Source organism: Pseudomonas sp. C9-3, assembly GCF_032392015.1.
GTDB lineage: Bacteria > Pseudomonadota > Gammaproteobacteria > Pseudomonadales > Pseudomonadaceae > Pseudomonas > Pseudomonas nitroreducens.
Genome location: NZ_CP135919.1, coordinates 5,704,999 through 5,716,465 on the forward strand (window position 1 = coordinate 5,704,999; position 11,467 = coordinate 5,716,465).

The window sequence follows — 11,467 nt, forward strand, 5'->3', positions numbered from 1 at the left end:
CCCCGGCGGCCTGTGTTGTCTTCAGTCGCGCAGCTGGAACCAGGTGGTCTTCAACTGGGTGTACTTGTCGAACGAGTGCAGCGAGAGGTCGCGGCCAAAACCGGACTGCTTGCCGCCACCGAAGGGAATCGCCGGGTCCAGCGCGTCCACGGTGTTCACCGACACGGTGCCGGCGTTCAGCTTGCGGGCTACGCGGTGGGCGCGGTGCAGGTCGTCGCTCCACAGGGAGGCGGCGAGGCCGTAGATGCTGTCGTTGGCCATACGCACGGCTTCCTCTTCGCTGTCGAAGGGGATGACTGCAAGCACCGGGCCGAACACTTCGTCGCGGGCCAGGGACTGTTCCGGGCGCACGCCGGTGAAGATGGTCGGTGCGATGAAGTTGTCCGAGCCGTTGAAGCTCAGCTGGCGGCCACCGCAGGCGAGCTGCGCGCCATCGCTCTGGGCGCGGTCGATGCAGGCCATGATGCCGGCGGTCTGCTTGTTGTCGACGATGGCGCCGGCGCGGCTGGCCGGGTCCAGCGGGTCGCCCGGGGTCCAGTCGCGGGCCTTGGCGATCAGGCGTTCGACGAACTCGTCGTGGATCGAGCGCTCGACCAGCAGGCGCGAGTTGGCCGAGCAGACTTCGCCCTGGTTGAAGAAGATGCCGAAGGCGGCTTTTTCAGCGGCGAGGTCGAGGTCGCGGCAGTCGGCGAACACCAGGTTCGGGCTCTTTCCGCCGCACTCCAGCCAGACCTGCTTGAGGTTGGACTGCGCGGAATACTGCATGAAGTACTTGCCGACCTGGGTCGAGCCGGTGAACACCAGGGCGTCCACGTCCGGGTGCAGGCCCAGCGCCTTGCCGGCGGTTTCGCCCAGGCCCGGCACGACGTTCAGCACGCCTTCGGGGATGCCGGCTTCGAGCGCCAGTTCGGCCAGGCGCAGTGCGGAGAACGGCGACTGCTCGGCGGGCTTGAGCACCACGGAGTTGCCGGCGGCCAGCGCGGGCGCCAGCTTCCAGGCAGCCATGTCGAGAGGGAAGTTCCACGGCACCACGGCGCCAATCACGCCCAGCGGCGTGCGGGTGATGGTGGCCAGGGCATTCTGCGCGGTCGGGGCGACCTGGTCGTAGAGCTTGTCGAGGCTTTCGGCGTACCAGGAGAACACGCCAGCGGCGCCGGGCACGTCGATGTTCCAGGCGTCCATCACCGGCTTGCCCATGTTCAGGGTGTCGAGCAGGGCCAGTTCGTCGCGGTGGGCCATCATCAGCTCGGCGAGCTTCTGCAGCACGGCCTTGCGCTCACGCGGCGCCATGCGTGCCCAGGGGCCGGTCTCGAAGGCCTGGCGGGCAACCCGCACGGCGGCGTCGATCTCGGCCGCGCCACAGGCGGCGACATTGGCCAGCAGGCGATTGGTCGCCGGGTCGATGGACGCGAAGGTCGCGCCGTCCTGCGCAGCCACGCGGCGGCCGCCGATCAGCGCGCTGTCGATGAAGGTCTGCCGGGCAGCACGCTGCCGCCAATCGTTGAGCTCGTACACCAGGGCACTCCGTAGAGGATCGTTGTTGTTGGAATGTGGATTGGATGGTCGCCCAAGGCCTTGCCAAGGAAAATTATTAAATTTGTCTTCGGGGTATATGAAAAAGCTGGGCAGCCTCGCACCAGCACGGAGCATGGCGCGCCATCGCGGAGCGCGCCTGCGCACCGCTGCAGGGCCCGTATTCAGCGGGTCAGCGCACCGTACAGCTCCGGGCGGCGGCACGGCAGGTAAGGGAAAGTGCCGGCCTGGCGGGCACGCTGCTGCGCGTCGAGATCGACGATCAGCAGACTCTCCGCGGGCCCGGCGGCAGCCAGGCGCTCGCCGTCCGGCGCGACGATGCAGGAGCCGCCGAGGAAGGCCAGCCCGTCCTCCACGCCGCAGTGGTTGCAGTAGGCGACGAACAGCTGGTTCTCCACCGCCCGCGCCGGGACGATCACGCCCGGAACCGCGCCGTACTCCGGCGTCAGTGCGGTGGGGATGAGGATCAGCCCGGCGCCGTTCAGTGCGTGGGTGCGCACCGCCTCGGGGTACTCCACGTCGAAGCAGATCAGCAGGCCGATGCGCCAGCCGGCGTAGTCGAACGGGGCTTCCAGCACATCGCCAGCGCTGAACACTTCGCGCTCCATGGCACCGAACAGGTGCGCCTTGCGGTAGTGCCCGATGGCCTTGCCGGATGGGCCGATCACCTGCACCGAGTTGTACGGCTTGCCGCCCTGCGGGTGGCGTTCGGCGTAGCCGTAGGCGATGGCTAGCCCGAAGCGCTGCGCCAGCTCGCCGATACGCCGGGCGGATGGCCCGTCCGCCGCTTCGGCCAGCTCGTTCATCCGCTGCGGGACGTTGTAGCCGCCCAGCCACAGCTCCGGGCAAAGCAGCAGTTGCGCGCCGGCAGCGGCGGCCGCGCTCGCCTGGCGCTCCAGTTGGTCGAGGTTGCCGGCGACGTCGCCGGGAAGTCCGCAGGTCTGCCATAGGGCCATGCGCATGGGCTTTACTCCAGTCCGCGTGTATGGGATTTGCAGGGTGCATTTAGGGTTTGGGCGGAGTATGCCCGCGCCCGGAGGGACGCAGCAGGCGGCCAAGGCCATGAAAAATGTGGTCCCCGGCGAGGAAAATCTTCGCCACGGGCCGCCCCCGCCGGCCGGCTCAACGCGGTATCTTGTATAAAAAAGCATCAACGAGGCGTGCAGTGGCTTCCTATACCTTGCGGCAACTGAAGTATTTCGTGACCACCGTGGAGTGCGGCAGCGTGGCTGAAGCCTCGCGCAAGCTGTACATCGCGCAACCGTCCATCTCCACGGCGATCAAGGGCCTGGAAGAGAGCTTCGGCGTGCAGCTGTTCATCCGCCACCACGCCCAGGGCGTGTCGCTCACCCCCAGCGGCGCGCGCTTCTACCGCAAGGCGCAGGAACTGCTGCGCATGGCCCACGAGTTCGAGCAGAACGCCCTGGCGGACAACGACGTGGTCGCTGGGCAGATCGACATCGGCTGCTTCGAGACGGTCGCCCCGCTCTACCTGCCGCGCCTGATCTCGGGCTTCCGCGAGCGCTATCCGGGCGTGGAAATCCGCATCAGCGACGGCGAGCAGCAGGAACTGGTGCAGGGCCTCACCGCCGGCCGCTTCGACCTGGCACTGCTCTACGAACACGACCTCGACGCCACCATCTCCACCGACCCGTTGATGCCCGCCCAGCGTCCCTACGCGCTGTTGCCGGAGAACCACCGCTTCGCCAAGCAGGACAAGGTCTCCCTGCGCGACCTGGTGCTGGAACCGATGATCCTGCTGGACGTGCAACCCAGCCGCACCTACTTCGTCCGCATCTTCGAGGAACTGGGGCTGAACCCGCACATCGCCTTCAGCTCGCCCTCCATCGAGATGGTGCGCGGCATGGTTGGCCAGGGTTTCGGCTTCTCGGTGCTGGTCACCCGCCCGCATTCGGAGTGCACCTACGACGGCAAGAAGGTGGTGATGGTGAACATCGCCGAGGACGTCAGCGCCTCCGGCCTGGTTGCCGCCTGGCTCAAGCGCGCCCAGCTGACCAAACCGGCGCAGCTGTTCGTCGACTTCGCGCGGGAGGAGTTGAGCGGGAAGCATTGAAGCCCGCTCTTCGTAGGAGCGAGCTTGCTCGCGAACCGACTTCGGCGCTGCGGCCTGCCCTCACCCTAACCCTCTCCCGGAGGGAGAGGGGACTGTTCGGTAGGCTCTGAATGCTCAGCACTCCTCGGCTGACTCCGTTACGACCCAACGCTGCGGACGGCTCCCTCTCCCTCAGGAGCGGGGCGCGCAGCCAGGGCTGGGGTGAGGGAAACGCCCGAACACCGCGCCCCTCCCGTCACTCCCCGTGCCCCTCGCCGACATCCGGCGTTACAATCTCGCCCCCTTTCGTTTTCGTTGTCCCATCGTCCCCATGCTCATCTGGAAAGAGCGCCTGCAGCGCCTGATCTCCCTCGTCCTCGGCCTGCTGCAGCGTTACCCGCGCCTGATCGCCCTCTTCGGTTTCTGCTCCGGGGTGTTCAGCTTCGTCATGGTCGACCGCCACCGCGCCGGTTTCGCCCGCGCCATGGCCATCGTCATGCTGGTCAGCTGGATCTGGCTGATGCTGGAGAACCTGCTCACCAAGCGCTTCAAGAGCCGCTTCGGCTGGGAAGTACCGCCCGGCCTGCTGCGCTACGCGACCCAGTTGATCCACCAGGAAAGCCTGTTCTTCTGCTTGCCGTTCTTCTTCGTCACCACCACCTGGAACAGCGGCCAGGCGCTGTTCACTGGCGTGCTGACACTGGCGGGGCTCGCCGCAATCACCGACCCGATCTACTACAAGTGGCTGTCGGTGCGGCGCTGGACCTTCCTCGGCTATCACACCCTGACGCTGTTCGCGGTGCTGCTCACCGCGCTGCCGATCATCCTCCACCTGAGCACCCCGCAAAGCTACGAGGCGGCGCTGGGCATCGCCGTGCTGCTGTCGTTCCCCAGCCTCGCGGTGACGGTGAAGATCCATAAATGGTGGCGCTGGTTCGCCCTCATCGGCCTGACCCTGTCCATCGGCGCGGTGGGTTGGTTCGCCCGCGCCTGGGTGCCACCCTCGACCCTATGGATGACCGAGATGGCGGTGACCGAGAGCTTCGACAACGCCCAGCGCACCCCAGGCGACAGCCTGGAGACGGTCAGCGTCGCGCAGATCAAGAGCCAGGGCCTTTACGCCTACACTGCGATCAACGCTCCGCGCGGGCTGAACGAGCGCATCTATCACGCCTGGCGCAAGGACGGCCAGGAAGTCGACCGCATCGCCCTGGACATCAAGGGCGGCCGCGAAGCCGGCTACCGCGCCTGGACGCACAAGCAGAACTTCCCCAGCGACCCCAGCGGCAAGTGGCAGGTGCAGGTGCTCACCGAAGCCGGACAAGTCATCGGCACATTGCGGTTCGAGGTCACGCCCTGACCGCTCGGTATCCTTGACCCGCCTCGGCGCTTTCCTCTACATAGAGCCTCTCCCGAGAACAAAAGCGCCGAGAGAGTCATGACCGATACCGCCCTGCACCCGTTCGACCGCGCCGTGGCCCTGCAACCCGTTGCCGGCCAACCCAACCTCTACGAAGGCCACACCAGCCAGGACTACTGGAACATGGTCGGCCCCTTCGGCGGCGTGACCGCCGCGGTCCTCCTGCAGGGCGCGCTGCGTCACCCGCAGCTGCTCGGCAGCCCGGTGTCGCTGACGGTGAACTACGCCGCGGCGGTCGTGGCCGGCGCCTTCCAGGTCGAAGCCATTCCGGTGCGCACCAACCGCTCCACCCAGCACTGGCTGCTGCAACTGACCCAGGCCGATGACGCCGGTGAACAGCAGGTCACCACCACCGCTACCCTGGTCACTGCGCTGCGCCGCGAGACCTGGAGCCTGACCGACCTGCCCTTCCCTGACCTTGCCCCCGCCAGCGACTTCGAGCCGATGAGTCCGGCCGCCAAGGGCGTGGCCTGGCCCAGACAGTACGAGATGCGCCCGGTCTCCGGCGCCTTCCCGACCAAATGGGACGGCAGCGGCGAGACCAGCCGCAGCCAGCTCTGGCTGCGCGATGCACAACCGCGCCCGCTGGACTTCCTGTCCCTGGCGGCGCTGAGCGACATCTTCTACCCACGCGTCTGGCTGCGCCGCGCCACGCCGGTACCGGCCGGCACCGTGTCGATCACCACCTACTTCCACACCGACGCTGCGCAACTGGCCGAGGTCGGCACCGGCTACCTGCTGGGCGACGCCCGCGCCCAGGAATTCCGCAATGGCTTCTTCGACCAGAGCGCCCAGCTCTGGAGCGAGTCCGGCGCGCTGCTGGCGACCAGCAACCAGATCGTTTATTACAAGGAGTAGTTGCCAGCATGGCCTCAGGGATGGCCACCATGCCAAACCACCAGCACCTCAGTAGCAAAAGCCTGATCGGCATGGCGCTCCAGCGATGGGATAGCAAGTATTCCTGGGACGCCATCTTTGCTCTTCGCTTTCGCCCCGAAGCAGAAACCGTCCGGTACTGCCAGCAACTGTTCGCTTCAAAGAACTGGCGCAAGAGAGCGCTGGCGGTGAATGTGATTTGCCAGTTGCAGTACCCGGATCATCGGGAATATGCGCAAGACGCTTCCCACAACCTGATCCGGGCCGGGCTCGATGATCCGCAAAGAGAAGTGGTCGCCGCTGCTGCATTTGCCACGGGCCATCGCGAATGTCCGAATTGTCTGGGCCGGCTGATCGAATTGGCATCCGCTCCTGACTGCGAACTGCGCTATGCAGCCACCTTCGGGCTGGGCAGCAATCAGGACGTGCAGGCAATACCGGCCATGCTGGCACTGGTGAAAGATGCGGATGACGACATCCGCAATTGGGCAATGTTCGGCCTGGGCTCACTGTGGGATCTTGACACCCCGGAGATTCGTGAAGCGCTCTGGCTCGGCTACTCGGACAGTGTCGACGAAGTACGTGGCGAGGCCCTCGCGGGACTGGCAAAACGCCGGGACAAACGGGTTCTGGAGCTTTTGCCCTCGGCACTGGAGGCCGATCTATACGGCAAGTGGAATATCGAGCTGGTTGAAATGCTGTCTGAGCCGGAGTACCAAACCGAGTTGCAGAAACTCACAGAAAGATTGACCACAGCTAATGAGGCCTACCAGGAGTCGCTCCAGCTTTTGCTCGAGGAAATCGATGAGCTGAGGCGAACGAAGTGAACATAAAAAAGCCCGGCACTTGACCGGGCTTTTTGTATCTGCGCAGAAGGCTCAGACCTTGCGCACGAACTCCGACTTCAGCTTCATCGCGCCGATGCCGTCGATCTTGCAGTCGATGTCGTGGTCGCCGTCCACCAGGCGAATGTTCTTCACCTTGGTGCCGACCTTCACCACCAGGGACGAGCCCTTGACCTTGAGGTCCTTGATCACGGTGACGGTGTCGCCGTCCTGCAGCAGGTTGCCGACCGAATCCTTGATCACGCGCGCGTCGCCGTCGGCCTCGGCGGATGCATCGGCGGACCACTCATGGGCGCACTCGGGGCAGACCAGCTGGGCGCCGTCTTCGTAGGTGTATTCGGAGTTGCATTTGGGGCAGGGCGGCAGCTGGCTCACGGCGGTTCTCACAGTGGAAACGGTAAAAAGACCGCAGAGTATATAAGGTTTCTCGTCTTCCCGCTGGGCACGCAGGCAAGGCACAAGGCCAGCAGCGTTACAAAAGCGTAAGAATCCATCGCTATAACAGGCGGCCACTTCGATAAGAAAAGGACGCCCTGCCATGCTGCACAAGCCCTCCCCGCTCGCGCTGAGCATCGCCGTCGTTCTGGCGAGCCTGGCCGCCGAAACCGCCAATGCCGTTCCGGTATCGCCCATCATCAGCGACGCGCAGACCAGCAGCCGGACCCTGGCCAACCAGGACACCCTGACGGTCACCCGCACCGGCAGCCTGGTCACCAGCGGCAAGAGCCTCGACCTCAAGGGCGCAGCCACCGGCAGCGGCGTGGTCATCGACAACAGCGGCCTGTTGCAGTCCAGCACTGGCCGCGTGGTCGATACCTCCGGCAGCGACAGCACCACGCGCTTCTACCAGATCATCAACCGCGAAGGCGGCCGGATCGTCGGCTACGACGACGCCATCCGCATGAACAACCCGTTCAGCACCGGCAGCCTGCTGATCGACAACGCCGGCAGCATCACCTCGGCCACCGGCCAGGCGCTGGACCTGGACAAGCTGCAGAGCGCCGCCACCACCACGATCATCAACCGCGCCAGCGGGGTCATCCACAGCGACGGCAACGACGCGATTCGCCCCGGCGGCAACGCGAGCATCACCAACTACGGCGAGATCAGCAGCTCCGACATGGTCACCGCCGACACCAAGAACGACGGCATCGACTTCCAGGGTGCCGCGGGCGGCCACGTGGAAAACCACGGCCTGATCAGCGGCGGCCGCCACGGCATCACCACCGATGTGGGCGCCACCCTGATCAACTATGCGGACGGCGTGATCATCGGCCGCAACGGCTCGGGCTTCGGCTCGGACGGCGACGGCACCGTGGTCAACTACGGGCGCATCAGCGGCGCCTACAACGGCCTGGTGCCGGACGGCGACGGCGACGGCGTGGACATCGATTACACCGGCGACATCGAGAACCACGGCATCATCGAAGGCCTCGGCGCAGCCGGCTCGAAGGACGGCTCGCCCAACGGCAGCGAAGGTATCGCCATGGGCGGCGGCACCATCATCAACTACGCCGGCGCGGTCATCCGCAGCGTCGACCGCGGCATCCTGGTCGACGACGGCAATGGCAACAGCGGCTTCGGCAAGACCTACCTGGAAAACCACGGCACTATCTCCGGCGAAAAACTCTCCGGCGTGACCCTTTCGGGCGATCTCGACGACACCGTGATCAACGACGGCCTGATCCACGGCGGCAACGGCATCGCCCTGGAAATGGGCGGCGGCAACGACAGCCTGGTGCTGCTCTCCGGCAGCCGCTTCGAAGGCCTGGTGGACGGCGGCACCGGCCGCGATACCGTCACCCTGGACGACGCCGCCGGCGGCAGCTTCGGCAACAGCACCCACTTCGAATGGCTGGACGTGAAACAGGGCAGTTGGGCCCTCTCCAGCGTGAACGACTTCAGCGAAGGCGGCGAAGTCTTCAGCGGCGCCAGCCTGAGCAACACCGGCAGCATCCTCGGCACCCTGCAGGTCGACCAGGGCGCCACCTACTCGGGCAGCGGCAGTGTCGGCGGCCTGAACGTTGCCGGCACCCTGATCACCTCGCCGGCCCTGGGCGCTGCACACGTCACCGGTAACCTCAGCCTGCAGAACGGCTCGACGCTGTCCTTCGGCGTGGAGCCCAGCGGCGCCCACGCCACCGTGCAGGTGGACGGCACCGCCAGCATCGCTGGCTCGCACCTCGCTGTGCAGGCCGGCAGCGGCAACTGGCCGTGGCAGAGCAGTGTGCAGGTCATCAGCGCTACGGGCGGCGTCAGCGGGCAGTTCGCCGACGTGAAGAGCAACTTCGCCTTCCTCACCCCGACGCTCAGCTACGGCGCCAACAGCGTCGATCTGCAACTGACCCGCAACGACGTGCAGTTCGGCGACCTTGCCAGCAGCAGCAACGGCCGCAATGCCGGCGCCGCGCTGCAAAGCCAGAACGGCGGCGCGCTGTACAACGCGCTGGTCACCAGCGATGCGAGCAACGCCAGCGCTGCCCTGGAGCAGTTGGCCGGCACCAGCAACGCCAGCCTCGCCGCCGCGACCATCGCCGGCAGCCAGCAGGTCGGCAGCGCCATGCTCAACGCCGTGCGCCAACTGGGCAGCAGCAGCTTGCTGGCTGCCACCGAGCGCAACGATACACCGATGCTCGCCGCCACCGGCGTGCCCAGCGAAGCGCGCAACCTGAACGACCCGAACGCCGCCGGCCGCCTATGGGTGCAGGGCATCGGCAGCCACGGCAAGCTCGACGAACACGACAAGAGTGGCGACCTGCAACAGAACACCGGCGGCACCCTGCTCGGTGCCGACTGGGCGGTGACCCCGGACTGGCGCCTGGGCGTGCTGGGCGGCTACTCGCACACTGACCTGGATGGCAGCGGCGGTGTTTCCGGCGATATCGACAGCTGGCACCTGGGCGCCTACGCGCTGCACCAGAGCGGCCCGCTGGCCGTGCGACTGGGCGCGGCTTACAGCAGCCACGACGGCGAGAGCAAACGCCGGGTCGAGTTCGACGGCTTCAGCGATCGCCCCAAAGGTGACTATGACGCCGACAGCTGGCAGGCCTTCGCCGAGACTGGCTACGCCATGGGCAGCGGCCGCCTGAGCGCCGAGCCTTACGCGCGCCTGGACTACCAGCGCTACGAGCGCGATTCGTACAACGAGAAGGGCGGCGCCGCCGCACTGCACGTCGACTCCCAGGACCAGGACAACCTGAGCAGCACCCTGGGCCTGCGCATCGCCCGCCTGGACACCCTGAGCAACGGCATGAGCTTCACCCCGCGCCTGGGCCTGGGCTGGCGTCACACCTTCGGCGACATCGACAGCGAAACCCGCCAGTCCTTCATTGCCGGCGGTGATGCCTTCAGCGTCCAGGGCACCGCGCTGGACCGCAACAGCCTGCTGCTGGACGTCGGCTTCGACCTTGGCGTGTCCGCGCGCAATACCGTCGGCATCGGCTACAGCGGGCAGATGGGCAGCAATGCGCAGAACCACGCGCTGATCGCCCAGTGGCAGATGGCGTTCTGATCTTCCGGATCACGTCACGAAAAGCCCGGCAGCCGCCGGGCTTTTTCGTCCCGCCCTGTTACGCGAGATTCGGAAACTTCCTGATCTTTCTCGGAGCAAGGCACATGGTCTCACCCGCCACTCGCGGCAAAGCTTGCGCCCCCGGTCAGCCGACCGGCATTTGCCTTTCGTTTGATGAGTGAGCACTCCATGAAAAAGCTTTGCATCCTGATCGCCGCCTGCACCGTCCTCGCCGCCTGCGACAAGAAACCCGAGCCGACCTCGCAAACCGCAGTGCCCGCTGCCGCCACCCAGCAGCAAGCCAAGCCTGCGCCGGTAGAGCAGCCCGCACCCACCTCCACTGAGGAACAAGCCGCCCCGGCAGAGCAGCCAGCCGCCGAACAGGCCGCACCGCAAGCGCAAGTCGAGACCGCCAACAAGCCGGCCGAAGACAAGCAGCAGTAAGGGTTCATTGGCCTTTACAGCACACTCCAGCCAGCCGTCGCAGGGCGGCTGGTTGATTCAGGGCTGCAGTTGGCTGACGTAAGCCGCCAGCGCCTTGATGTCGTCATCGCTGAGTAGCCCGGCTACCGCCAGCATCGGCGAGCCGGCCCGGCTCGGGTCCTTGTCACGGTAGCGCTGCAGCGCGTGGGTCAGGTAAGGCCTGGGCTGCCCGGCAATGCGCGGGAAGCCATCATGACCCAGCGCCTGGGCACCATGGCAGGTCACGCAGACCGTGGCGAAACGCTGGGCGCCCTGCTCGATCTCCGCCGCGTCAGGCAGGGCTTCCGTGCGAGGCAGGACCGCCTGCTGGCTGAAGTAGTAAGCGATATTCACCCGCTCGTTGAGCGTCAGCAGCTTGGCCGCCTGGTTCATCACGAAGTCGGTGCGCTGGCCATCGACGTACTTCTCGAAGGCATCGAACAGGTACTGCGGATTCTGACCGGCCAGGTTGGGGATGTAATCGCGCTTGCTGTTGCCGTCCTTGCCGTGGCACTTGCTGCACAGCAGGATGCGCTCCTCGGCGGCCGCATAGGCCTGCTCGCGCTTGGTCGGGTCCTTCTCCAGGGCAGCAAGCCGATCCATCATTTCCGATGACTGCGCCAATGCCTGGGCGCTCGCACACAGCAGCACCCACCACAGAACGACTCTCCCCATCACCGCACCCTGGTCAGTTTTCCCAGCGTCGACGCTAATGGGTTTCTGAAGGAAGTTTCCGACGCAGATCAAGCAAACGCGCCGTCGGCTGA

The 11,467-nt window shown here is 66.1% G+C and carries 10 protein-coding genes; 6 read left to right on the forward strand and 4 right to left on the reverse strand.

Annotation, left to right across the window (positions count from 1 at the left end):
- Positions 1–21: 21 nt before the first annotated feature.
- Complete coding sequence (locus tag RS899_RS26145; protein ID WP_054909652.1) at positions 22–1,515, reverse strand: aldehyde dehydrogenase; 1,494 nt, start codon at positions 1,513–1,515, stop codon at positions 22–24.
- Positions 1,516–1,697: 182 nt separating this feature from the next.
- The gene (locus RS899_RS26150) at positions 1,698–2,495 is read right to left on the reverse strand and encodes a carbon-nitrogen hydrolase family protein (RefSeq protein ID WP_315808393.1); all 798 of its coding nucleotides are present in this window, start codon (positions 2,493–2,495) and stop codon (positions 1,698–1,700) included.
- A 203-nt stretch (positions 2,496–2,698) separates the two neighbouring features.
- Between RS899_RS26150 and RS899_RS26155 the strand changes: the two genes are divergently transcribed.
- The 4 genes from RS899_RS26155 (at position 2,699) to RS899_RS26170 (ending at position 6,709) form a co-directional block, all read left to right on the forward strand.
- Positions 2,699–3,607 (forward strand): LysR substrate-binding domain-containing protein, encoded by a 909-nt coding sequence (locus RS899_RS26155; protein WP_024766981.1) that lies wholly within the window; start codon positions 2,699–2,701, stop codon positions 3,605–3,607.
- Positions 3,608–3,917: 310 nt separating this feature from the next.
- Positions 3,918–4,946, forward strand: coding sequence for a DUF5924 family protein (locus RS899_RS26160; RefSeq protein ID WP_315808394.1), 1,029 nt, complete (start codon positions 3,918–3,920; stop codon positions 4,944–4,946).
- A gap of 78 nt (positions 4,947–5,024) precedes the next feature.
- Complete coding sequence (locus RS899_RS26165; RefSeq protein WP_054909655.1) at positions 5,025–5,864, forward strand: acyl-CoA thioesterase; 840 nt, start codon at positions 5,025–5,027, stop codon at positions 5,862–5,864.
- A 29-nt stretch (positions 5,865–5,893) separates the two neighbouring features.
- On the forward strand, positions 5,894–6,709 hold the full coding sequence (locus tag RS899_RS26170; RefSeq protein ID WP_315808395.1) for a HEAT repeat domain-containing protein: 816 nt from the start codon (positions 5,894–5,896) through the stop codon (positions 6,707–6,709).
- 51 nt (positions 6,710–6,760) lie between these two features.
- Here the strand turns inward: RS899_RS26170 and RS899_RS26175 are convergent, their stop codons facing one another.
- On the reverse strand, positions 6,761–7,102 hold the full coding sequence (locus RS899_RS26175) for a zinc ribbon domain-containing protein YjdM (RefSeq protein ID WP_024766124.1): 342 nt from the start codon (positions 7,100–7,102) through the stop codon (positions 6,761–6,763).
- A gap of 163 nt (positions 7,103–7,265) precedes the next feature.
- On the opposite strand from RS899_RS26175, the gene RS899_RS26180 reads away from it, so the two are divergent.
- Entirely contained in the window at positions 7,266–10,238 is a 2,973-nt protein-coding gene (locus tag RS899_RS26180) for an autotransporter outer membrane beta-barrel domain-containing protein (protein ID WP_315808396.1), read from the forward strand.
- 189 nt (positions 10,239–10,427) lie between these two features.
- Positions 10,428–10,682 (forward strand): hypothetical protein, encoded by a 255-nt coding sequence (locus RS899_RS26185; protein WP_315808397.1) that lies wholly within the window; start codon positions 10,428–10,430, stop codon positions 10,680–10,682.
- 57 nt (positions 10,683–10,739) lie between these two features.
- Here RS899_RS26185 and RS899_RS26190 read toward each other — a convergent pair whose 3' ends face one another.
- Positions 10,740–11,375 carry a c-type cytochrome gene (locus RS899_RS26190; protein WP_315808398.1) on the reverse strand — a complete coding sequence of 212 codons (636 nt, stop codon included), beginning with the start codon at positions 11,373–11,375 and terminating at the stop codon, positions 10,740–10,742.
- Positions 11,376–11,467 lie beyond the last annotated feature (92 nt).